Source organism: Corynebacterium silvaticum, assembly GCF_002162115.2.
Taxonomy (GTDB): Bacteria; Actinomycetota; Actinomycetes; order Mycobacteriales; family Mycobacteriaceae; genus Corynebacterium; species Corynebacterium silvaticum.
In genome coordinates this window covers 1,005,519-1,029,027 of sequence record NZ_CP021417.2, presented here as the reverse complement: position 1 = coordinate 1,029,027, position 23,509 = coordinate 1,005,519, and the positions used below count along the sequence as shown (strand labels likewise).

General features: G+C 51.5%; 20 protein-coding genes, 1 tRNA gene and 2 pseudogenes. 8 read left to right on the top strand and 15 right to left on the bottom strand.

Going from position 1 to position 23,509, the window contains the following annotated elements:
* Positions 1 to 94 precede the first annotated feature (94 nt).
* Both CBE74_RS17340 and CBE74_RS17335 read left to right on the top strand, forming a co-directional pair.
* A tRNA-Arg gene (locus tag CBE74_RS17340) sits at positions 95 to 167 on the top strand.
* A gap of 441 nt (positions 168 to 608) precedes the next feature.
* On the top strand, positions 609 to 809 hold the full coding sequence (locus tag CBE74_RS17335; RefSeq protein ID WP_225870120.1) for a hypothetical protein: 201 nt from the start codon (positions 609 to 611) through the stop codon (positions 807 to 809).
* A gap of 14 nt (positions 810 to 823) precedes the next feature.
* Here CBE74_RS17335 and CBE74_RS17330 read toward each other — a convergent pair whose 3' ends face one another.
* Positions 824 to 1,594, bottom strand: a complete 771-nt coding sequence (locus tag CBE74_RS17330) for a DeoR/GlpR family DNA-binding transcription regulator (RefSeq protein WP_166741013.1) — start codon at positions 1,592 to 1,594, stop codon at positions 824 to 826.
* A gap of 124 nt (positions 1,595 to 1,718) precedes the next feature.
* Between CBE74_RS17330 and CBE74_RS17325 the strand changes: the two genes are divergently transcribed.
* Entirely contained in the window at positions 1,719 to 2,078 is a 360-nt protein-coding gene (locus tag CBE74_RS17325) for a hypothetical protein (protein ID WP_087453786.1), read from the top strand.
* 52 nt (positions 2,079 to 2,130) lie between these two features.
* On the opposite strand, the gene CBE74_RS17320 is transcribed toward CBE74_RS17325, so the two are convergent.
* Positions 2,131 to 2,328 carry a PspC domain-containing protein gene (locus CBE74_RS17320; protein WP_087453785.1) on the bottom strand — a complete coding sequence of 66 codons (198 nt, stop codon included), beginning with the start codon at positions 2,326 to 2,328 and terminating at the stop codon, positions 2,131 to 2,133.
* A gap of 102 nt (positions 2,329 to 2,430) precedes the next feature.
* Entirely contained in the window at positions 2,431 to 2,907 is a 477-nt protein-coding gene (locus CBE74_RS17315; protein WP_087453784.1) for a MarR family winged helix-turn-helix transcriptional regulator, read from the bottom strand.
* A 198-nt stretch (positions 2,908 to 3,105) separates the two neighbouring features.
* On the opposite strand from CBE74_RS17315, the gene CBE74_RS17310 reads away from it, so the two are divergent.
* Positions 3,106 to 3,633, top strand: a complete 528-nt coding sequence (locus tag CBE74_RS17310) for a YceI family protein (RefSeq protein ID WP_087453783.1) — start codon at positions 3,106 to 3,108, stop codon at positions 3,631 to 3,633.
* A 48-nt stretch (positions 3,634 to 3,681) separates the two neighbouring features.
* Here CBE74_RS17310 and CBE74_RS17305 read toward each other — a convergent pair whose 3' ends face one another.
* From CBE74_RS17305 to CBE74_RS17290, 4 genes are read right to left on the bottom strand one after another with little or no spacing between them, the layout of a single operon-like run.
* Positions 3,682 to 6,255 carry an AAA family ATPase gene (locus tag CBE74_RS17305; protein WP_087453782.1) on the bottom strand — a complete coding sequence of 858 codons (2,574 nt, stop codon included), beginning with the start codon at positions 6,253 to 6,255 and terminating at the stop codon, positions 3,682 to 3,684.
* A 6-nt stretch (positions 6,256 to 6,261) separates the two neighbouring features.
* Positions 6,262 to 7,380, bottom strand: a complete 1,119-nt coding sequence (locus CBE74_RS17300) for a metallophosphoesterase family protein (RefSeq protein WP_087453781.1) — start codon at positions 7,378 to 7,380, stop codon at positions 6,262 to 6,264.
* Positions 7,381 to 7,428: 48 nt separating this feature from the next.
* Entirely contained in the window at positions 7,429 to 8,214 is a 786-nt protein-coding gene (locus CBE74_RS17295; RefSeq protein WP_087453780.1) for a hypothetical protein, read from the bottom strand.
* 1 nt (position 8,215) lies between these two features.
* Positions 8,216 to 11,311 carry a DEAD/DEAH box helicase gene (locus CBE74_RS17290; RefSeq protein ID WP_087453779.1) on the bottom strand — a complete coding sequence of 1,032 codons (3,096 nt, stop codon included), beginning with the start codon at positions 11,309 to 11,311 and terminating at the stop codon, positions 8,216 to 8,218.
* Between the two features lie 78 nt (positions 11,312 to 11,389).
* On the opposite strand from CBE74_RS17290, the gene putP reads away from it, so the two are divergent.
* The 3 genes from putP to CBE74_RS17275 are packed head-to-tail and all read left to right on the top strand — an operon-like array spanning position 11,390 to position 14,081.
* The gene (gene putP, locus CBE74_RS17285) at positions 11,390 to 12,949 is read left to right on the top strand and encodes a sodium/proline symporter PutP (RefSeq protein WP_087453778.1); all 1,560 of its coding nucleotides are present in this window, start codon (positions 11,390 to 11,392) and stop codon (positions 12,947 to 12,949) included.
* A 34-nt stretch (positions 12,950 to 12,983) separates the two neighbouring features.
* A complete protein-coding gene (locus CBE74_RS17280; protein ID WP_087453777.1) occupies positions 12,984 to 13,571 on the top strand; it encodes an HNH endonuclease family protein in 588 nt (195 codons plus the stop codon).
* 39 nt (positions 13,572 to 13,610) lie between these two features.
* Positions 13,611 to 14,081 (top strand): DUF2269 domain-containing protein, encoded by a 471-nt coding sequence (locus CBE74_RS17275; protein WP_087453776.1) that lies wholly within the window; start codon positions 13,611 to 13,613, stop codon positions 14,079 to 14,081.
* Between the two features lie 59 nt (positions 14,082 to 14,140).
* Here the strand turns inward: CBE74_RS17275 and CBE74_RS17270 are convergent, their stop codons facing one another.
* The 8 genes and pseudogenes from CBE74_RS17270 to CBE74_RS17235 all read right to left on the bottom strand — a co-directional run bounded on the left by CBE74_RS17270 (position 14,141) and on the right by CBE74_RS17235 (position 22,578).
* Positions 14,141 to 14,566, bottom strand: a complete 426-nt coding sequence (locus CBE74_RS17270; RefSeq protein WP_087453775.1) for a VOC family protein — start codon at positions 14,564 to 14,566, stop codon at positions 14,141 to 14,143.
* A 182-nt stretch (positions 14,567 to 14,748) separates the two neighbouring features.
* Positions 14,749 to 15,015 (bottom strand): hypothetical protein, encoded by a 267-nt coding sequence (locus CBE74_RS17265; RefSeq protein WP_225870119.1) that lies wholly within the window; start codon positions 15,013 to 15,015, stop codon positions 14,749 to 14,751.
* A gap of 87 nt (positions 15,016 to 15,102) precedes the next feature.
* A complete protein-coding gene (locus tag CBE74_RS17260; protein ID WP_087453774.1) occupies positions 15,103 to 17,109 on the bottom strand; it encodes a DEAD/DEAH box helicase in 2,007 nt (668 codons plus the stop codon).
* Positions 17,110 to 17,311: 202 nt separating this feature from the next.
* The gene (galK, locus tag CBE74_RS17255; protein WP_087453773.1) at positions 17,312 to 18,532 is read right to left on the bottom strand and encodes a galactokinase; all 1,221 of its coding nucleotides are present in this window, start codon (positions 18,530 to 18,532) and stop codon (positions 17,312 to 17,314) included.
* Positions 18,533 to 19,648: a galactose-1-phosphate uridylyltransferase gene (gene galT, locus CBE74_RS17250; protein ID WP_087453772.1), complete on the bottom strand. Its 1,116-nt coding sequence runs from the start codon at positions 19,646 to 19,648 to the stop codon at positions 18,533 to 18,535.
* Positions 19,648 to 19,956 carry an LPXTG cell wall anchor domain-containing protein gene (locus CBE74_RS17245; protein WP_087453771.1) on the bottom strand — a complete coding sequence of 103 codons (309 nt, stop codon included), beginning with the start codon at positions 19,954 to 19,956 and terminating at the stop codon, positions 19,648 to 19,650. The genes galT and CBE74_RS17245 overlap by 1 nt, the downstream gene beginning before the upstream one ends.
* Before the next feature lie 32 nt (positions 19,957 to 19,988).
* Positions 19,989 to 21,646: pseudogene (locus CBE74_RS17240) on the bottom strand (sodium:solute symporter family protein).
* 39 nt (positions 21,647 to 21,685) lie between these two features.
* Positions 21,686 to 22,578 (bottom strand): annotated as a pseudogene (locus CBE74_RS17235) (aldose epimerase family protein).
* Between the two features lie 344 nt (positions 22,579 to 22,922).
* On the opposite strand from CBE74_RS17235, the gene CBE74_RS17230 reads away from it, so the two are divergent.
* The gene (locus CBE74_RS17230; RefSeq protein WP_087453770.1) at positions 22,923 to 23,468 is read left to right on the top strand and encodes a hypothetical protein; all 546 of its coding nucleotides are present in this window, start codon (positions 22,923 to 22,925) and stop codon (positions 23,466 to 23,468) included.
* The last annotated feature ends 41 nt before the right edge of the window (positions 23,469 to 23,509 follow it).

The following is a 23,509-nucleotide window of genomic DNA, read 5'->3' as shown; positions in this document are numbered from 1 at the left end:
CCCCCACGTCACGCCCCCTTTGACTCCGTTCATAGGGGGCGTCTTCGTATTTTTGAGCATTATGGGTTAGAATTACATCCGTTGTATTCAGCGCGTCTCCGTAGCTCAGTGGATAGAGCATTGGTTTCCGGTACCAAAGGTCGCAGGTTCGAATCCTGTCGGGGACACTTTTAAAAACCTCCTCCTACCAGCAAAATTCTTGGTGGGAGGAGGTTTTAGTTTTGCCACTCAAGCCGTTTAACCGACTGCAGCCTATCCGCAACACCCGAACCTGCATTTCCATAGACAAAAGGCCCCTTTGCTTCACAGTATGAGGACTTTGTCTATGGAAATGCAGGATTGAGCGCCAATCTCATTGCAATAATCGAGGATCACGTACCAAACATTGCCCGTTTGTCCTTTTTGAGAACGCTAGAGAATTCCACCTGGCGTTTTACGTATAGATTCCCTCTAGCGTTCTCAAAAACGACAATCACCCCTCTACCGAAAGGAATTCTCTTGAAGATCAACAAAGTAGCCACGAAACTGGCAGTAGTAGCAATTGCAGTCGGACTCGCCTCGGGGGTGGGCGTAGCTAACGCTGCATCCTACGGTAAATCCAACATCGAATGGTGTGGTGTAAGCAGCAGTTCCCCAAGGAGATCAGCCTCTGCGAATACATGGACAGCATCCATACTCAATCAGAAGAAGCACTGCGCAAAGGCGACCTTAAATTATTTGAGGCATTACAAGCAGACATCAGGGACATCCTGCTCCTACTGCGCGATGGCGGCAAGAATCCCATCCCACTCCCGCATCAAGCGCAGTAATCTCCCGGAAAAGTTCACTCATCAAAAGCGGGAACCATCACCACATTTGTCCCCAACTCGGTGAGACGCTCAGCGATTTCCATGTCAAGATCGTTTGTCGTGATCACCGTGTCTACCTGTTCAAAAGTGGCGACCCGGTGCGATGAGGCTCGGGAAAATTTTTCCGGAGTAGCAAGAACAACGACCCGTCGCGACGCTTGAAAGACCGCACGTTTAAGCGTCGCTTCGTTAAGATTTGGAGACATAACCCCAACCGACGGATCACAGGCACAAACGCCTATAAAAGCAAGATCAAAGCGCATAGAGAGCACAGTTTCCACAGCTGCCGCACCCCAGATCGCTAAATCTTCATTATTCACGTCACCACCGGGTATCAAAACAGATGTTTCCGGCCCACGCGCTAGCGCAGCTCCCGCATAAAGGGATAGCGCTAGCGCGTGTATGTCTTTTCCAGCCAAGAGCTTCGCAGCTTCCAACGGAGTAGTTCCAGAATCCACAAGCACGCTAAATCCCGAATCAACCATTCCCACTGCTTCCTTTGCTATCGCTCGTTTAGCGATTGGCTGTTCATGCTTGCGAACTTCCAGAGGATAGTGCGCCCCACGACGATGTGCAGGCCGCGCTCCGCCGCGAATCCTATCTATCGCCCCTAACGCATCCAATTCAGACAAATCGCGCCTGATAGTCACCGCAGAGGCCCCCGTGATCTCACATAACTGCGCGATCGTTTTACCCCCAGAGTCCACTGCGCGAATAATAACCCTGTGCCGTTCATGTTGCTCCATCCCCTTATCCTAGACCCCAATTCCGATCATAAACAATCATCGACAACGATCGATATGATTCCTATCCTTTTACATAAGAATCAAAAGAGCCCACCTCAGGAACCTTTTCAGGAGACGAATCGCCATGATCAGCACCACAGGAATTTATGCCAGCACCGACCTCGCCCACGACATCCTGCGCAATCTTCCACCAAAATTAGCCGCAGTGACGGTGCCATGGGAAGAGAATGCCACGTCGCAAGCTGCAAAGCTAGAAACTGTCGAATGTGCCATTATCGACGTCAGCAAGGGGATCGAGCGCGAAGCCATCGCTGCCCCACACGCAAAACCGGTGCTTATCATCGGTGACACAGACAGCTTCCACGCCGACAACTTGCGCGGCCACGGAGTTAAAGTCATGGAATCTTCCCCACGTGCGCTTGCCGACGTCCTAGCCAAGTTCTCCGCCCATGTGGATACCGAATTAGGAAGGTTAGCTGCTTAATACACAAAAGTGGCCGTGATCGATATTAATCACGGCCACTTTTTGACAAGTCCTAGTACTTGGGCATGATAAACCAAGCAACAATATAAAGAAGAACCTGCGGGCCGGGTAGGAGAATGCTCGCAACAAAGAGAATCCGAAGAAGAGTGACGTTGATTCCATAGGTCCCTCCAATACCGCTCAGGACTCCACCCACCCAGTTCTGGGTAGTGCTCCGGACGAGGCGTCGTCCATAAAAATGTGTATCCATGGTGAAAGTCCTTCTCTATCGAATATCTGATTGCCTTACCACTTCATAATGGCGCAATCAGCAGGACCCTCATATCAGGGAAACCCCTGAAAAATTCCCGATTTATCCGCTCACATAGTCATCCGGGTCAAAATCCACAGCCGCGATCTTTTCAAAATAATCACGTAAGACCACTGCATGCTCTGGGGTCATCGCATCAAAGACCAATTTCCTGACGACTTCTACATGACCAGGCGCCGCAGAACGTAACCGCTCTTCACCTTCGCGAGTCAGCTGTACATAAACGCCCCGAGCATCGTCCGGACATCGTTTCTTAGCCACTAGACCACGCTTTTCCATCCTTGTGATCTGATGAGACGTGCGGCTTCGATCCCAGTTAAGAGAGATGCACAGGTCCCGAAGCCGGATAATATGGTCAGGACTTTCGGAAAGATTCACCAAAACTGCAAACTCCGGAGAAGTTAGCCCCGGCCCTGCCTGCAATGTGTCGTCGATCCCCCTACTAACTTTTCGATTCGCAGCAAGCATCAGACGCCACAGGGATTGTTCTTCATCATTGAGCCATCTCGGAGTTGTCATGAGTGTAAAGACTAGCCCTATTCCCAACCAAATGAAAATAGAGAAAGTGCGACAGGCACTAGCATTTAATCCCAACTACCTGCAATAATAAAATCCAAAAATTTCTTTAGACCTTTAGTTGACATGTCACCAAAAGGGTGTATAGTTGCAATTGTTGATACGACAACAAAAAATAAACTTATTTGATAGGAGAGCCACATGAGCCACCTTAACGGAACCTATGTCCTAGATCCCGCACACACAACTATCGGTTTTATTGCCCGTCACGCCATGGTCACAAAAGTTCGTGGTCGCTTTACTGATTTCAACTCCACGGTCACCGTTGACGAGTCAGCAGCTACTGTTAATGCAACAATCCAAACCGAGTCGATTACCACAGGCAATGACGATCGCGACAACCACGTACGGGGCATCGACTTCTTTAACACTGCAGAGTTTCCCGAGATGACTTTTACCTCTACCAGCGTTTCCATATCTGGCGACAAAGCCACGGTCACAGGCGATCTCACGATTAAGGGTGTGACCAAGCAAGTAGATCTTGATGTATCCATCGACGGAATCGCAGAAGATCCTTTTGGTAACACGCGACTGGGTTTTGAGGCCAGCACCAAGATCAACCGAACTGATTTCGGAGTAGACTTCAACGCTCCCCTTAAAACCGGTGGTGTTTTACTTTCTGAAGAAATAAAGATTGAGATCGAAGGCTCTGCAATCAAGCAAGCCTAGGCTCATACGTATTAAGGCGGCAGCTGTTTACCAGCTGCCGCCTTTGCTTTATGCCAACAGTTCCGCCATATTGTACTGGTGTTTTCCTACGACATAAGAGTATCGATCAGGCACACATGTTAAAACGAAGATCTGGGTACTTTTCCCTAGCTCGCTAAACAACATGGCCATAAGCCGTTGTCGTGTCGTATCTGTGGAACCTAGAGCATCGTCAACAAACACCGGCACTGATTCTTCGCTTACCAACCCAGCCACTGCAAACCGAGTCAGAATTGCCAGTTGTTCTTGTGCTCCCCCTGAAAGGTCTTTGACCGCAACAGTTTTATTTCCGGACGTACGGGCAACCACCGATAAGTTTTCATCAAGGTTAAAACTCACATCAGCACCGAACACCGGTGTGGCCAGTCGCGCTAGCTGCTCAACAAAAGGCTGCGCATATCGCCGCCGTGCTTCGTCTCGGTTACGAACCAACGTCTCAAAAAGCAGCTTCGCTGCCTCAGCTCGGCGTTTCACTGAAATTAACCGACGCTCGGCCACCTCGACCGCGGCAGTAGCCACATCTACTTTTTCTGCTACGCCTGTAGATAAAGAAATCATCTCCGCCAGAGCCCTAAGGTCGGCATCGCTGGTAAGGATGGTTCGCTCCAAGTCAGCTACTTTCGCTTGTGCCCCTTCAAAAAGTCCCTTGGCTAGCGATGAATCCACATCAGTAGATAGCGCTTCAAGCTTTACAAGCGCTTCTTCATGTCTCTTCTGCACATCAGCAAGATCTTTTTCAAGGTTCTCAAGCGGAGCTTGCTTTTCTTCCTGCTGCAGAACTTCACGATTCGCAGAAATTCTCTTCTCTGATTCTTCTACCACAGCACGCTTCACCGCCGCGTTTTTCCTCGCGTTGCCGTCGATCCACGGCGCCAATGAGATTTCTATGTGCGCGATGTTGTGCCCGAGTTCTTCAATTCGGGCTTGGGTTGACTCTATAAGTTCTTCGAACTGAGCTACAGTCTTGTCCGGCTTGTGCACTTCTTCTAGGTCATCTTCGAGTGCCGTGCTCTGCCGTTGAAGGGTTTCTGCCTCCGCTATTTTTCGTTGTTTCTCTAGCAGAAGCTGTTGTGTCTTGCTTTCTTCAATCCGGCCTTGCCTGTGCCAATTCCGAAGTTCTTCTACATCGGCTGCGTTACCAAGTGCCACCTTTAATGCTGCTTCTGACTCTTCAACTGCAGAATTGCCTACACGCGCCGCGGATCCTGGAGAAAAAGTTGCTTCCACGGAACCGACTTTGAGCACGGTTTCTGTACCAATAGCAAAACTTTGAGCTACATCATCGGTATCAATCGAGGCACCATCCAGCGTTACAGAGGCAGGCTCATCTGATCGAATCAGAATAGAAGCAGCGCTTGCGTCTCGTAACTCCACCGCAACTCGATACTCCGCATAAGCACGTTCAGCTTCCTCTAGTTGGGCATCTGTCACACGAGGAAAACTCGTGATTACATCGAGTTTTTTATCCAGAGCCGCTAGTTCTTCCTTAACCGCGGCCAGCTCTTTTTGACGCTGAAAAGCTTTTGCTAAGGTGCTCTCCTTCCGAAGAGAAGACAGCTGCTCTCGTTCCTCTTTTAGCCGCTGCTGTACCTCTTGTTTTTCCTTATTCAACTCAGAAATATGTTTTTCTTCTGACTCAGCCCTGGCTTGTTCCTCCGCCAAACTTTGCTTCGACGCAGCCAACTCAGCTTCCTCAGTTGCCTGGTGCTCAATCTTCGCTTTCCGCTGAAGAAGTAAGCGATCACTATATTCAACCTGCTCAAGTAGTCGATCGACTTCTGATTGCGCCAATGCAACCTGTTGTATGTGCTTTTGTACCGCTTCCCACTTTTCTTGGGCTTCTGCGCATTCTTTTTTGGCCTGGGGAAGCTGTTCCTCTGCTATAGCTTTCCGCTGAGTGGTAGCACTAATACGGCTGACTCTTCCTTCGAGCTCACTGCTCCTACGAGTCGCCTCGTCAAGATCGTGCTGTGCTTTATCCAGCTCATTGAGAGTTTTATCTAACTCACCGTTTTTCTTGATTTTCTGTCCCGAATAATAGCGCTTGAACTCCTTTTCAGCGGCAGAAATTAGTTCATTATCTTCGGCTTTGCTGATTGACTCTCCATCTCCTAGAGAAGCGCTTAATGAGGGGATTCCGGCAGCAGCAAATGTAACGTCGTATTTTCCCTGCTCCATGAACAAAGCCTCACGCAGATGCGTATCTAAGTGTTCATCGAGAATCGCAGAAAGTTTATTTTCAGCCTCTCTACCTGAGTAGTTCCCAGGAGTGGGAGCATGGATCACAAGTTCAGCGGCCCGAGAGTTATTCCATGTCTTAGAAATCGTAAAAGTGTATGGGCCAATGGTTGCAGTCAAAGAAGTTTTAGTAGGAACATCCTTATCCACAGGTTTAATGTCACGAACATTCTTTTTGCCCGTAGAGTATTGCTCTCCCAAAGTTATCGAGATCGCCTCCATAATGGTGGACTTACCCAACTCATTATCACCGGCGATCACAATAACGCCTTTTTCTGGGAGATCACGCAATTCCAGATGACCAATGGAACGCATATCCTGGATTTGTATGTCATGAATACGCATCGTGAGTTATTGCTCCTTGCTCAGCCGGAATAGGAGATTGACAGCATCGCGAGCAGGCTGGCTATCCGTTGCCGCGAGTTCTTCTAACGTAGTTTTGGCAAAACCATAAAGGCCTAGATCGGAGAGTTCTTCCTCGGATGGATCGACGTGAAAATCCATGAGCCTAGGCCTCTCATACAACGCTGCAAAAATAGGTTGAAGCCGTGATACCTCTTGCTCTACGTACTTCATTGTGGCCAGAGAAACGGTTCCTTGCAGTGCATACTTAACTACAGTCGTGGACTTATCTGGATATGCCTCAAGCATTGAGATAAAAGCTTCCGCTTCCTCTTGAGAGTTGATAGGAACAGTAAGCGCCTCAAAAACCCACGACCCACAGGGAATTTTTGTAACCTCAGCGGTACCTTTCCCTACCGTTACCACTAATACATTTCCGGAATCAGCTTCACCGCCACCAGTTGCCACTTCATAAAAATCAGTCGTTTCTGGTGCTCCCGAGTACCACATTCGACCGGTCTCCCCCACTGCTTGGGTTGAATGTGTGTCACCCAGCGCAATATAGTCCACGGATGCATCTGCGAGTTTTCTTTCCGCTAAATCTAGGTTGATGAGATCCGGAATAATCTCATGTGTTCTCGCTTCAGTTTGTCCGTGTCCCACTGCGATTCGGATGGCATCACTAGGGTCGAGCGCTTCCAAAGCAGCCCCCAAGACGTCATATGTAGCACGCTTGGTTTTTAGCGGTGCCCCCACAATCTCAACGCCTCTGCGCACCTCAATAGGGCTGGAGTCAGATAAAACATGGACGTTTTCCATATTTTCTGCCTGATAGAACAAGGAATCTGCGACAAGCGGGTCATGGTTTCCTGATAAAAGATATACGGGCACCGGAAGCTTCTTTAATGCTTCTAAGGCTCTACCTGATGTTTTCTTCTCTAAAGAATTGTGTTCAAAGACGTCACCTGACATCACGATGAACTCGCAGTTCGTGTCTTCCGCAATGGCACCTAGACGAGCGATGGCGTTGATACGGGCGTCGTCGAAACGCGCCTGAGCATCGGAATCAAGAAACCACCTGATCATTCCGATCTGAAGATCCGATGTGTGTAAAAAGGTGACGGTCATGAACTTTGTCTACCATGAGCATTCAACGCCAGAGGCAACGAGGTACCCCTACTCTCGGGTGAGGTGGTAGTACAGGTCTTCGATATCCGCAACGGCCTTGAGCTCGTCAATAGAGGTCAAAGACACGAGTCGCATGGCTTTACGCAACAAAGACTCATCCGAATCTTCTAAAGCTGGCGCTTTCTTAGGAGAAGGAAGATCTGGCAAGGTTTTGCCGTCCCAAAAATGGCTTTTAACATTGCGCTCGCTGATGGAACGCGCTTGCATCGTGAGCGACTGCTCTAGTTTGAGCAAGTCCAAACCACGCAGTTCAAAAGCTAAAAGCGGTTCTGCTTCAAGCCGGTCCGCCGCAGCATAGGCAACTGCCACAGCATGCTTGCAACACACCACATGATCGGGGCAATCACACCAAAACTGTGCGCTTGATCCGATCAAGGTCTCGGCCACATCCTCGCTGAGTTTTCCTGCTTTTGCTCGCTTGATTCCGTTAGGTAATTCAGCCAGCTCAGCAGTAACAGCAGCTAAGTCATCCGTATCGCGATACGGCAAAGAAATGGTCACACGAAACGGCTCGTTCTGGGATCCGACAACATTAGCAGAAATCGTCGAGCCATCAAGTTTCAAGTTAAGAACGTTGTTGTTTCTAGCGTAATCGCGCCCCCGTTTCAGACGCCCCTGATCTGTATGGTGATGCACAAGATCGCGCACTTTGCGTGCCACAGCGTTAAATTGCGTGGTTTCCCGCAAATCCGGTAGCTCCTCGGGAGAAGATACTCGCTTCTTTGCCCCGAAGTTTGCGTAGATGACGTTGTCTTTGGAAGGACGCTGAGGCATATTATGTGTCCCTTCCTCTATAGCTCATGAGCATGGCGAGTTCTTCAGGAGAAAGCTCTGTCAGCCAGCCTTCTCCCTCACCGACAACGGCGGAGGCCAGCTCAGTTTTTCCGTCGAGAATATCCTGAATCGATTCTTCCAACGTGCCTGCGGTAATCATTTTATAAACGGTGACGTCTTTGCGCTGCCCGATCCTAAAGGCACGGTCGGTTGCCTGATTTTCTACTGCAGGATTCCACCAACGGTCCATGTGGACAACTATGGACGCAGCCGTAAGGTTCAAACCGGTTCCTCCTGCTTTAAGAGACAAAATCATAGCGGGAGGCCCCTCCGGACTCTGGAAAGTCTCCACCATGCGGTCACGCCCAACCTTGCTTACACCACCGTGTAGGAAAGGGATCTGTGTGCCAAAGTAACCCGAAAGATAAGGGGCAAGAATCTCTCCAAAAACCCGATACTGCGTGAATATGAGGAGCTTCTGTTCCGATTCCACAGCGTCTGCAACCAGACGCATAAGTTCTTCCACTTTCCCTGACCGATGCTTACCTTTTACAGTGACGTCGGAACCATCGGCCAAAAAATGCGCCGGATGGTTACAGATCTGCTTAATTTTGGTCAAAGCAGACAGCACTAAACCGCGTTTAGAGATTCCTTCTGCCTGGTCAATCTGTTTCTGTATGTCTTCCACATAAGCCCGGTACAAGGCAGCTTGCTCGGGTTTCATGTCCACAGTCAGGATAATTTCGGTCTTCTCTGGCAAATCATCGACGATACTAGGATCTGTTTTCAATCTCCGCAGGACAAAGGGAGCGGTCAAGGCACGAAGCCGCTCCGTCATGGCCTCATCCTGTTCACGCTCAATGGCCCTGGCAAAGTGGTTTCGGAAAAAGGACGCAGAGCCTAGGACACCCGGATTACAAAAATCAAGAATTGATCGCATCTCAGAAAGACGATTCTCCACCGGGGTTCCGGTTAATGCGATTCTGTGTTTTGACGGCATCGCTCGTACAGCTTTGGAAACTTTAGTCGCCGAGTTTTTAATCTGCTGTGCCTCGTCTAGGGCTACGCGCTCCCACTGTATTTGGGAGAGAAGCTGATGATCCCGTGCGATCGTTCCGTAACTGGTCACCACGATGTCGCTTGCCTGCACTTTTTCTAGGAAAGCCGCGTCGCGCAAGCGGGACGAGCCGTGATGGACAAGAACCCGCAGACTAGGAACGAACTTGTGAGCTTCCCGAGCCCAGTTCCCTACTACCGATGTGGGAGCTACGACGAGTGTAGGACCACGCTGTACTTCTGACTGTTCTGATCGCTCCGCTGCCTCCAGGGACAGCAACTGTAGTGTTTTGCCCAACCCCATGTCGTCGGCAAGCACAGCGCCAAGGCCGTTATTAGACATCCACGCTAGCCAATCGACGCCCCTGCGTTGGTATTCGCGCAAGGTCGCATGCACGGTGTCTGGTAGCTCAATACGCTGAGGCGCTGGGATGTCTTGAGAAACAAGTCCGCCAACCAGAGCTGTATGCCACGTTGATCCCTGAAATTCGACGGGTTCTTTTTCCGCAGCTTTTATAGCGATTTCGCGTAGCTCAGCGAGAGTCACCTGCCCGAAATCGGCGAATTCGTTGTTAAAGCGTTCAGCAAGGGTTTCAGCATGAGCCTCCAATTGCTGCCACCCAGGTTGATCATTCGCTTTAGCTAGCTGAGCCACCATCATTGCGTGATCCAACTCTGCGCGTTTGCGTTTCCGAGACTGCGCAGCCAGCTCAGACGTGTACTCGCTGATTCGTTTCACTGCTGCGGTGTCTGCCATGACCCATTCACCGCGAAGACGAATAAGCCCGGATTTAGAACGCACCAGCTCATTCATTTCTTCATCGCTGAGCTCAACGCTTCCCACAGAAATGCGCCAGTTATAGTCAACGATTTTATCTAAGCCGATCTTGGCCTGCGTCGATGATTCTGCCGGATCTCCGATGTCGATATGAGCTTTTGTCTCCTGCTGGCTCCATGCCCTGGGCAACATAACGGCAAAGCCCCGAGACTTCAGCGTAGTAACAGCGGAACCGATGAACTCGACTAGCTCATCCGTAGAGAGGTAACAATCCCAGTCCCCTGCGTTGTCTGCCCGTTGCAGCGCATACCGTTGAAGGGAGTTTGTGTGTTCCCTCGCCGGATCTAGTAGAGGCGTAACCACAATCGCTTCCCGCAAAAGCGCCTGGAGCCTTTCCACCGTAGTCCGATCGAACTTACTGACCGCGATGGGTTGCGGAGAATCTACGCCAGACCGCACCTGGACACGCACTGGCCAGAGGATGTCTATGGGATCCATGACAGAGTCGTCTTCTTTAGGCGGCTCCTCAACGAGGAAAACGATCTGTAGATTTACAGAGGCAATAGAGTCTTTCCAGGAATTAAGCGCAGAAACCAACTGGGCAGTCCCTTTACGCAGCGCCGTGCTGTGGAGCAAAGCGCTGGAGAAATTGTGCCACTCTGTGGGTCGCGGCTCAGCAGCTAGTCCTTGCAGCAGCGAATGCGCAATCCAATGAGGAAGGTCATCCGCAATGTCCTCGGCAACGGCAGTCCCGCCGTTTGCCACTAGTACGCCGGGCGCCGCAGCCGTCATCTGTGCTATCCACCCGCGTTCCGAAAGCCCGGAAGAAAGCTGCCACATGGGCCACCACTGATGGTCGGCAAAACTCATCTTGATGGTGACGCGCCCAGCTCTGACAAACTGCGTCAGTCCTTCATACATACGGACCAACCACAAAAGGTCGGGCGCAATACTTGAGCGCTGATCCACAGTAGCCGTCATGGGGGTAACTGCAGCGATGGTGGCTAAAACGCTCACCGCTTGTTCGGGAGTAAACGCCACAGTAGGAAGAGGCAGAGTAACCTCTCGGCCCTTAGGAGTGAGCAAGGTAGTACGCACTCTATGGTTAAAGCGTTTTCCTGCAAGAATCCCCATAATTTGCGGGGGAAATGTCCCCTCCGGCACGGAGTCAGCCGTCACAATTTTGTGGCCCTCCACCTGTTCTATCCACAAATGCAGACCAGAGGCCTTGAGCCAAAGTCCATGGAGCAGGTGGGTAGTCATCTACTTAGTCTTACCAGCTTGTGAAGATATTCCGTAACGGTCAGGTAGTGTTTGAGAGAATAATTTTTGGAGGTTGTGGTGTCTGAACATACGTGGTTCATCGTTGCCATCATGATATATATGGGCGCGATGCTCGCGATTGGCTATTGGAGCTATAGAAAGACTGACCAGTACGACGACTTTGTGTTAGCCGGACGCGATCTGAACCCCTTTGTAGCTGCTCTATCAGCCGGCGCTTCAGATATGTCTGGATGGCTGCTCATGGGTTTGCCAGGAGCTTTGTTTGTTACAGGTATGTCTGAGCTATGGATCGCGGTGGGGCTACTCATCGGTTCTTGGGCTAACTGGAGATGGGTTGCACCACGGCTACGGGCGTATTCCGAGGTAGCTAACAATTCCATCACGTTGCCTTCGTTCTTTGAGAACCGTCTGATGGATCAATCCCGCGTCCTACGCATTGTCAGTTCCATCGTCATCATCGTATTTTTTACCTTCTACGTATCCTCGGGAATGGTATCGGGTGGCCGTTACTTCGAGTCCACCTTTGGAAGCGCCTATATCGACGGCATGATGATCGTTGCTTGCATCACGGTTGTTTATACTTTCGTCGGTGGTTTCCTTGCGGTCTCTTATACAGACGCGGTTCAAGGAACCATCATGTTTGTCTCGCTGGTCATCGTCCCGGTTATGGCGCTTATTTACCTAGACGACCCCTCCTCAATCTGGTCATGGGCATCCCATAATGATTACGGTCCGCATACAGACGGCATCGGCAACCCCCACTACTTTTCCATGATCTCTGGCGTGTCAGCGGCCGCCTTAATCGGCAACCTGGCCTGGGGCTTGGGATACTTCGGGCAGCCGCACATCATCGTCCGTTTTATGGCGCTGCGAGCCCCGTCCGATGCACGGCGCGCCCGCTGGATCGGCGTGGGCTGGATGGTGCTCTCCATCGCCGGAGCCACGTTCACGGCGATAATCGGCACAGCGTTCTTTGGTCAGAACAAGAACTTCTCCATCGTGGATCAGAAGTCCTACGAGACAATCTTCCTCGACATGGGTCGCGTGCTCTTCCACCCTCTCATCGGCGGTCTCATCCTCACAGCCGTCCTCGCTGCCATCATGTCCACAATTGCTTCGCAGCTTTTGGTTACGTCCACATCTTTGATCGAAGACCTCTTCAAGGCGTTCAAGAAAACCCTTCCTAGTGAGTCAGTGATGATCAATCTGTCTCGCACTGCAGTGGTTGGGGTTGCCATCGTTGCCGGAGTCCTCGCTATTAATCCTTCCGACTCCATCCTCGGCCTCGTAGGCTTTGCGTGGGCAGGCTTTGGCTCGGCCTTTGGCCCCCTCGTCTTGTGCATGCTTTATTGGCGACGCCTCAACGTTCCAGGCGCAATCGCCGGTATGGTGACAGGCGCTGTCGTGTGCTTCGCATGGGGAATGTCGTCGCTAGGAGATGTCCTCTACGAAATCGTCCCCGGCTTCTTTGGCGGAGGAATCGTCATGATTGTGGTATCCCTTGCAACACCTCCACCACAGGCCAAGGTGCTGTCCACGTTTGATAAGGCCAGAGACCTCACAACCCATACTGAAGAAAGCCCCACCCCGGCAGCTTCCCACGCCACATCTGCGTAGGAACCGAACGAGCGCCGCGTTCCGTCTAAAGGGAATGCGGCGCCTTCTTTTCTTTCTCCTAGTGACAGCCACATTATTGCTGATCGCTTTTACGATTCCTCATTCGCGGAAATTCGCGGACCTCCCCACCGTCAAGCAAAGAACGACGGTCCTAGGTTACAAGCGAGAGTATTTCGGAGCGTCATGGGGACCCGCGCCTCATTCACGATGCAATACGAAAGTCGCGGTTTTGGCTGCCACGCTTAACGACGTCCACCTCACGGCTTCCTGCTCATTAAGCTCGGGGTGGATTCTCGATCCTTATTCTGGAAGAAAAATCTCTGTCGACGGCACCGCAGAGCCTATCGAGCTCGATCACGTTTTCCCACTATCCGCAGCATGGGACATGGGAGCCCATGCGTGGAGTGCAGAGCAGCGCCTTGCGTTTGCCAATGATCCGCTGAATCTTGTGGTTGCTTCTAAAGAACAGAACCAGCAGAAATCAGACAAATTACCCTCAGAATGGCTTCCTGCTCAACGAGCTCATCGGTGCTGGTATGCACGTCGATTAGCGGAGGTTGCGCAGAAATACCAGTTGCCGCTTAGCCGGTCGGATGTCTCGGTCATGCGCAGACAATGTTAGTGTGGTATTTCTCACCCAATTTTTTGCGAAAGGCTTCCTGTGGGAACTCTGCTTATTATTCTCCACGTACTCACGGCTATTCTCTTCCTCGGCCCCGTTACTGTCGCGGTTTCTTCTTTCCAGTCTCGCGCTGTAGAAGCTCACAATGGAAACGCTACCGCTCAAGGCTCTGCGTTGACGCTCTATAAGATCACGCAAACCTACGGCATGCTCTCACTGTTGGTTCCGCTGATCGGTTTCGCCGTGATGTTCACCAATGATAGTTACTGGTCCGATGGCCGTTTCCATGCATCGATTGCTCTAGCAGTCGTCGCGTGGGCCGTCTTGATCTTCCTCATCATGCCCCGTCAAAAGAAACTCGCTGGCGCACTTGGTCTGCTTGAGGCCGACGAGCTTGAGGCCGGAAATTTTGAGGTCGCAGACTGGAATAAGGCTAAAAGCCAGCTCTCCATGTTCGGCGGAATCTTCTCCCTACTCTGGGTTATTATCGCCGTCTTGATGGTTCTTTAAGCGCAAAGCGCAAGAAAGTGGGTCTCACATGAGCTGATGTGAGACCCACTTTCTTATTTTTATCCTTCGATATTGAACATCCACAACGTGCCAAAGCGATCGCGCAGCTGTCCAAAGGATGCGCCCCACGGAGCAGTTTCTAGCGGCATATGAATCTCAGCGCCCTGTGAGAGAGCCTCCCATTGGCCCTCAATCTCCGCGCGAGCATCAGCACCTCCGGTAAGTGCGACGACGGTATCGTCGCCGGCGACGAGCTCACGCTCTGGGAGAACGTCTGCGCCGAAAAGCACTTTCCTGCCGGCGTCGCGAAGCTCACCGTGAATGATCCATTCGCTGGACCATTCGCTGCCTCCTGCCTGATCTGCAAAACCCGATTCCCCGTAGGTCATCAGTGTCAGGTCAAGGCCAAAAACATCTCGGTAAAACTCGAGAGCTTCTTTCGCTTGTCCGCGGAAATGTCGGTATGGTGTCACGTCAGCAATCATACGCCTTATGGCGTTGAGAGGGGCATGGTTAGTGGGAAGCCGTTAGCGCCCACCCATCCCCCTTCCTAGCAAAGGTCGCGTGAGGAGAAGGTTCGGCTTTTCGATTGCACAAATCGATGGCGTCGCGGTGATACTTTTTGGACTCGTATGCGCCCTTGCCGTCGAGCAACACGAGGTAATTGTCACCGGGTTCGGGGCCGTCTTTCGGGGTATCTAGAGAGGAAAAGACCGAGTCTTTTCTCCGCGGCCTCCCGAGTATCGCCAGGGCAAACAGCAGCAAGATACTGCCACTCGTCACCAAAGGTGTCATGCACATCGATGGTCACAGGCGATTCTTGGTTTTTCAGCGCTTGTTCCAGCAAATCATTTTTCACAAGCCACACCATAAAAACGCCAAGGGTGACCAAAGCAGCCACGACAAAAAGCACGGCTAGGAAGTTTCTGTTCATAGCGGAAGCTCCGATATGTAAGGCAATAGGAGGGTACGGAACCACATTCCGTACCCTCCTATTTGTACTAGACCTTAGGTGTCTATCCTAGCCGCGGTAGCGATCACGACGCTCACCGCGATCGCCACGACGATCATCACGGCGGTCGTCCCTGCGATCGCGACGGTCGTCCCTGCGATCTCCGCCGCGACGGTCGTCGCCACGGTAGTCATCGCGACGGCCTGGACGTCCGTTATCCTTCTCGATGTTAATCAACTGGCCCGAGATACGGGTGTCGCGCAGATTATCAAAGACGGATTGTGGAAGTCCCTTAGGAAGCTCCACCAACGTGTGATCCACAGCAATGGTGATACGACCGAAGTCCTTGTTGCTGAGTCCACCTTCGTTTGCCAGTGCGCCAACAATAGCGCCTGGACGAACGTGCTGACGCTTGCCCACCGCAAGGCGGTACACAGCCATATCACCGGAACGCTCGAAGCGAGAGCCACGGTCACCACGGTCACCGCGGTCACGACGCTCACCGCGATCCCGGCGGTCGCCACGACGATCATCACGCTCAAAGCGGTCACGACGCTCACGACGCTTCTCTGGTGGCGGTTCCTTCATCAAGAACTCGCTACCAGCACGGGCCTGGGTAGCCAAGGCAGCAGCAATGTCTTCAAGCGGAGTGTCATGCTCTTCTGCGTAGGCCTTGATCAGGTTCCGGAAAATCGCAACCTGGGAATCTTCCAGCGATTCCGTGATAGAGTCCGCAAACTTTGCCTTACGGGACTCGTTGACCTCATCAACCGTAGGAAGATCCATCTCGATGAGCTCTGCGTTAGTAGCACGCTCGATGGAGCGCAGCATACGGCGCTCACGTGGAGTAACAAAGAGAATCGCCTCACCGCTACGTCCGGCACGGCCGGTACGTCCAATGCGGTGGACATAAGACTCGGTGTCGTTAGGAATGTCGTAGTTGAACACGTGAGTAATGCGCTCAACGTCTAGACCACGAGCTGCCACGTCTGTAGCCACAAGAATATCTAGGCGACCATCTTTGAGCTGGTCCACAGTACGCTCACGCTGTGCCTGTGCGATGTCACCATTGATAGCAGCAGCCGAGAAACCACGAGCGCGCAACTTCTCTGCGACCTCTTCGGTTTCATGCTTCGTGCGCACGAACATGATCATCGCTTCAAACTCTGTAACCTCAAGGATACGAGTCAAAGCATCGAGCTTGTTACGGTGAGCAACATTCAGGAATCGCTGCGTGATGTTGGTGTTGGTCCGGGTCTCGGACTTCACCTGAATCTCACGAGGATCCTTCATGTACTGCTTGCTCAAACGGCGGATGCCATTAGGCATCGTTGCAGAGAACAGCGCAACCTGCTTGTCAGCTGGGGTGTCCTCAAGAATGCGCTCAATATCTTCCTGGAAGCCCATGCTGAGCATCTCATCTGCCTCGTCAAGGACGAGATAGTTCAGGTTGGAAATATCGAGTGAACCCTTTTCTAGGTGGTCGATAACACGACCCGGGGTACCCACGATGATCTGCGCGCCACGACGGAGGCCCGACAGCTGAATACCATATGCTTGTCCACCATAAATCGGTAGGACATGAATGTCACCGAGGTGGTCTGCAAAAGACTGGAAAGAGTCAGCAACCTGAAGTGCAAGCTCACGAGTAGGAGCAAGAACCAGCGCCTGTGGGTGGCGCTTCTTCACGTTGATACGGGAAAGGATCGGGAGGGCAAACGCAGCGGTCTTACCTGTACCCGTCTGTGCCAGACCCATCACATCATGGCCCTCCATGAGGACTGGGATGGTCTGCGCTTGAATAGGCGACGGCGTTTCAAAGCCAACCTTGGCGACTGCCTTAAGGATTGCGTCTGGGAGGCCCAAAGCCTCGAAGCTATCGTTACTGTCACTGTCCGCTTCTTGTGCGGAGCCGGTGTCCTCAGAAGTGTTCGCAACCCTGGAGTCGTCTACATCGGCAATAACATCATCAAGTGCGATGTTGCCTTCGTCTACCTGCGAATTGTCCTGAGATTCCGACAAAATCTTCTCATCCGGCTCGTTAGCGCCGCCGGTGGCGTCATCGGTAATGCTCATTGCTCAGTTAAACTTACGCTACGCAGCACGATTTTCCTAGTCACACACTCAAAGGTGATAACTATAGCCGATTCCGCCAGATGCGACCACTGTCACTTAAGTTCTTAATTAGATAAATACCTCCCACAATCTTTGTATTTTTTAAAAGTTTTCCTAGCTTAAGAAAGTCCTAGCTAGCCTCGGGTGCCACTTTTTCCCTGCCTTATAGCAGCCTCCTAGCACCTTCCCCTGACCGCGCGATAAGGAAAGTAGGAGAGGGAAAACCCTGCTGACAAGCAGCTTTTGCTATTCGTTCCGCAGCCTCAGTGACGCTATCCGAATCCACAAGGGTAATGACACTGCCGCCGAATCCCCCACCAGTCATACGTGATCCGTAACACCCAGCTGCCTGAAACGCAGATTCCAGCTCCGCAGTGACTACCTCATACTGGTCTCGGAGGGATTCATGAGACTCCTGCATCAAGCGACGGAAGGTGTCCATATCGTCTCTTTCAAGAGCAGCAGCCTGCTGTGCCCTCAGAGTTTCCTCCACGACATGATTGACACGCCGATATGCTTCCTCGCCATGTACACCGTTGTCCTCTGCCCACTGACGTGCCCGAGTAGGAGCTTCATCAATATCTCGCAGTGTCTCACCGTCACCGCCCAACGCGGCAGTTACGGCGTCGATAAGGCCGCGTCTCGACGCATACTGCCCATCGTTAAGCGTGTGCGGTGCGTTAGTATCTGCAATCAAAAGGGCTAGCCCCTTGGATGCCAAATCAAAGGGCACTAGTGTAGTTTTTCCTGAACGGAAATCAATCACGAGCGCCTTACCCTGTTGACCAAACAAACTAGAGCGCTGATCCAGGCCCCCAGTCGATGCCCCAACGACATCGTTCTCGGCCCTCACGCAGGCGTCGACAAGCTGCGACAACTCCTCATGGCTAGGAGGCCTGCCGTTAGCGAGTTCAAACGCACCTACTGCCGTGGAGCATTCCAAAGCTGCTGAGGAGGAAAGCCCTGAGCCCAAGGGGACGTCAGAAACGATAGCGATGTCATATCCCTGAGTTTTTTCGATAACACCAGACTCGGTGCCAGCCCATATGGCGCCCACAACGTAGCCGGCCCAGTTGTTAGGGCTGAGTGGGCCTACCGAGTCAACGTTGATATTTTTGGTTAATGCTTCTCCGTTTGGTGCCAAAGACACCAGGTTAAACATTCCGCTGGTATTCGGAGACATCGCAACAGCGGTAAGCTGTTCCAGCGCGAAGGGGATGGAAATACCTCCCGCGTAATCCACATGGTCGCCAATCACGTTGACGCGCCCTGGCGCTCCCCATACTCCCGCGGGATCATAGTGGTAATGCTCCCGAAACAGTTGCGTTGCATCCTGAGCGATATGTTCCGGGTTCCGAGTGCGGACCCAACGTAGCTCTGACATTTAATCCCAAACCTCTCTGAATCTTTCGGCGATCCGTTCTGGTGTGGTGTCGTTAATCCACACGCCTTGGCTCGACTCGCTACCAGCTAAAAATTTCATGCGGTGTGGGGACCGCATCAAAGAGAATATTTGTAGATGCAAGCGGACAAGGCTGCGTTGCTCAGGATCTACCGGCGCTTGATTCCAACCAGCAATATATGGGGTTTTTTCTACGCCATCGAAAAACCTGTCAATAGACATGTACAGCCGCTTGAGCAGCACAGCTAGATCGTCGCGTTCTGTACTCGTCAGCTCCGTAAAATCAGCTATGTGTCGGTTAGGCCACACCATAACCTCCACAGGCCATCGAGCTGCTGCGGGGACAAAGGCCGTGAAATACTCCGTTTCCGCGATAATCCGAGTCCGTACTGCTTTTTCAGCGGAAAGAATTTCTGAAAAAAGCTCTTTGCCGGGATTTTTTCTGGCAAAATCACGTGCTTGTTCTGTTATTGCTGCAATACGCGGGCTCAAAAATGGATATGAGTAAATTTGCCCATGGGGATGCTGCAGCGTCACTCCTATCTCTTCTCCCCTATTTTCAAAGGGGAAAACCTGCTTGACTGTAGGCAAGGCAGATAAAGCCGCTGTTCGATGTGCCCACACATCTATGACCGTTCGGATCCTATTAACCGGCAAATCTTTGAATGATGTGTCTGCGTTCTCGGTAAAACAAACAACCTCGCAACGCGCAAGCGCTGGCTTTCGCGGGAAAAGATCAATCCCGTCCACGGAATGCTCCCAGTCCTCCCCCACGTCGATATTCATATAGAAAGAAGGAAACCTATTCTCAAAGACAACGACATCGTATGTAGGGGAAGGAATTTCTGTGGGATTTTCTCCCGGCAACGAGGGTGCCAGCGGATTCTCATGAGCCGGAGGCATGAAAGTGCGATTCATCCGATGGGCTGCATATGCCACCCATTTTCCGGTCAAAGGATCTCGACGTATCTCAGACAATGGCTGTGCCACGGGGAGGTCACGGGGATCGTGCAGAACCCGTTCACCGACGCGTACCTCGTGGTCATCGTAGTAAATGATGTCGCGGCCGTCGGCAAGCTTGGACTCGATGATATTCATTAATGACCACAGGGAAGAACCGACTCATCTATTTTTGTTTCATCGATAACAATCGGACGCAGCTTCGCCCATAGGAAGAAAATAGCGCCGACCAGAAGCATGGCGAGACCCGACCATAGGTTGTCTTGGGAACTCTTTGCTACGCCAGTATCCGGGTTAACGCCCGGGTCAAGAGCAAAGCTACATATAACGAGGATAAGTCCATAAAGACCGATAAGAGCACCAATAACGTTACGGATATCAAAAGCTCCGGCGAGGTGTTGACTCGTTGCCTTCGGCGTACGCGGAGTCGAAGTATTCTGTGACATTGAATTCTCCTTAAGTTATTTTGTTCGCAGCACTACGCGAAGACGACGTTGAGGGCAACAACAAGGACTAAGCACACCATTCCCAAAGGAACGGTACGGCGATACCATGGTTGGTTTTGTTCCGAATCATCCTGGAAGTGGTCCTTTGGAGTGACCGATTTTACAAATCCCACGAGCTCAGCGTCCGGTTTAGGCTGGGTGAAGGATGTGACGATAACGGATACGAGTATGTCCATCACAAAGGCGATGCCTGCTGCAACAAAGGCTGTTCCTTGGCCTGGGAGATTGAAAAGCGTGGCGGTGGAATCAGTAAACGTAGCCAGATACCAATAGATGATGGCAGATGCCGTTCCCACCACTAATCCCGACCAACCAGCGTGAGGCGTCATGCGTTTCCAGAACATTCCCAAGATGAAGGTGGCAAACAATGGGGCATTAAAGAAGCCGAAGAGAGTTTGCAGGTAGTCCATGATGTTGCCAAAGTTCTGTGCAAGAATCGCAGTAAACACAGCAATCAATGTTGCTGCCACCGTGGCAAGCCGACCGAATTTGAGGTAGCAATCGTCTTCTTTATCTTTAATCACATAGGTCTGCCATATGTCATACGAGATGACAGTATTAAATGCAGAAATATTTGCTGCCATTCCCGCCATAAATGAGGCCAACAAACCTGCGATTGCAACGCCAAGGAGGCCGTTGGGCAAGAGATCGCGCATCAGGTACAAGATGGCGTCGTTAGGCTTTCCCGCAGGAGCATCTCCCATCAGTTCGGCGACTGTCACGGAAGCAACCATTCCGGGCAAGACCACCAAGAACGGAATAAACATCTTGGGGAAGGCTCCGATAATCGGAGTCTTACGAGACGCAGAAAGGGATTCTGATGCCATCGCGCGTTGCACTTCTACGAAGTTGGTTGTCCAATAGCCAAAGGAAAGAACAAAACCAAGACCAAATGTAATACCTAAAACTGAAATAATCGGATTCTGGAATCCCGAGATTTCTACACCAGGCCATGTATGGAAATGCGTTTCCGCAGTAATCAGCCTCTTAAGGCCCTGCCAGCCACCAACGCGATTCATCCCGATGATCGTGATCGGAAGAAGCATAGCCAATATAACAAAGAACTGAAGAACCTCGTTATAAATTGCCGCAGATAGGCCTCCCAGAGTGATATAGGACAGCACAATCACAGCTGCAAGCACAAGCGCCACCCATAGCGGCCAGCCCAATAATGCATTGACGACCTTAGCCAGTAAGAAGAGGTTTACGCCAGCGATCAGCAGCTGGGCAAGAGCAAACGACACGCATTGACAAGGTGCGCAGCATCGCCAAAACGACGCCTCATAAACTCAGGGACAGAACGAACTTTTGAGCCGTAGTAGAACGGCATCATCACAATGCCTAGGAACACCATCGCGGGAACAGCACCGATCCAGAAGTAGTGCATGGTCTGGAAACCGTACTGGACACCATTGGCAGACATACCAATAATCTCAACCGCTCCCAGGTTGGCAGAGACAAAGGCAAGGCCTGTCACCCATGCGGGAAGCCCCCGGCCAGAAAGGAAGAAGTCGATGGAAGAGGAAACTCGGGCCTTTGCGGCCCAACCAATGCCTAGGACGAAGACGAAGTACATCGCTACGAGGGAGTAGTCGACCCAACTTGCGTTTAGTCTCAATGCGGATTCCATAATGGGCATCCTTTGTTCGTAGTAAATGAGGGAAGAATTTTATAAAGCTGAGATTCGCACCGAGCACTCAAAAGGCTCATGCACATCGATGGAGGTAATACCTGTATTCAAAGCATTAGGCGGAACGGTCATTGGCTCAATGGCTATTGCGCGATCTCGTCCGGGATATGGCATGCCCCAGGCCAAATCGGGAGTAAACACTTGAAACCAGCGCACATTATCGCTGCACTCCATGGCCACACCACGTCCATCAACCACCATAGTTGCGCGAACCGGACCGCTGGATGCGTAATAGCAGTTATCCTATCCAGAAGGTGGCCGGCAATGGGCAACCCGGTGTCTAGAGGAAGTGATAGCGATGTACGTTCTCCGACAGGAAGATTGCGTTCTCCAAGCGGAAGTTCTTGGTCCACGCCTAGGGTGAGTACTGCACGATCTACTTCCTCTCCTAACGGAGAAAGATACGTTTGCCATCCCCACCCAAATGGACCAGTTCCGAGCGCTCTAAAATGCGCATGTAATCCATCGTCTTTTAACAGATACTTTGCTTCTATCTCCACGGCCCAAGGCCATCCTTGGTCTATTCCAAGCGAAATTTTTAGTACTGCGCTGTCGTGCGAATGTTTCGTTACAGCCCATAACCGATTATGAACAAGCCCATGTATGGCGTTATTGCGAGCTGGCTCAGTGATCTCTAATTGGTATCGCTGCTCCGAATAAACGAAAGCCCCGTCAGCTGTTCTGTTTGGCCACGGCGCCAAGACGACTCCGGAAGATAGCGGAGGGTTATCACTGTCAGGATAGGTCTCAGTAAGGGGCTTATCGTCAAAAGACAAAGACTTAATCCCACCACCAAAGGTGTTTATCTCTGCTTTATAACGACCCTGTGAGATAGCAAGGACCTCGCAGCGGCCAGAACTGTCTCCTGACATGAGGATCCCCCCCTTTCGCTAAGCGACTGTTCTATCTCCAGAGTTACCGCCGGTGCAATCACCCGTCAATCACTTTTTTAGTTTTCCCCCGAATAGGTTTTCCCGTGTGGACCGTATGTCTTTTCCTTCATTCGTTTAAGCCTTGAGCCTTTATCAAGCCTCTGTATTTGTGTTATCTAACACCCTTGAGCGTCCCAAAAGACGCTGTTATTGCTCGATTACTTACCGGCCGCCGCGATTCCCAATACAGAAGACAGCGCACAATAGCGCCTCCTCCCCCCACAAGGAAAATAAAAACGAACACCCCTATTCAAAATTAGAACAAGTGTGCTATTTTGTGAGTTATGATGTTCCCGCAGCTTAATAATGTTGTCCACATGAAACTCCCCCGCCTTCGTATGATTCCAGCACCGATCTCAGCGCCTCGCTACTCCGCAGAACAACGAGCAGGTCATATAAGACGCTCCCACCCCGAAACGCTAGCCGCCATCCACAGCACTATTCGACATCCGCGGTCTTTAGCCCGATCATTGCCTTCCTGGAGGCCACCTTCAATCAATGTCGTCAGTACCCTGGGAGAAAATGAGCTTAATGTGACAGTCACACGCCACCGCGTAGGACCACGAGCACGCAACCTTCTACAGAGCTACGGCGTACAAAAGTCCCCTGCATACTTGGTTCAAATACGCATTACCAACCCGCAAGGTTTTCTTGTCCCGACCGAGGTTGCCGAGGGGTGGATTCGAGCCATTATCCCACCCGAGTGCATTGCGTGTGCTCATGAACTCACCGACAAAACAGCTCCCACTTTCTTATGGATCGTTGACGGTGACTTTCAGCCGCTACCTTCTCCCGCCTCCATATTTCAAGACGAGTTGAAAGCAGCGTAGATAGTTATTCCCCTTTGCCACTATGTGCTCAGAAAGGAAAC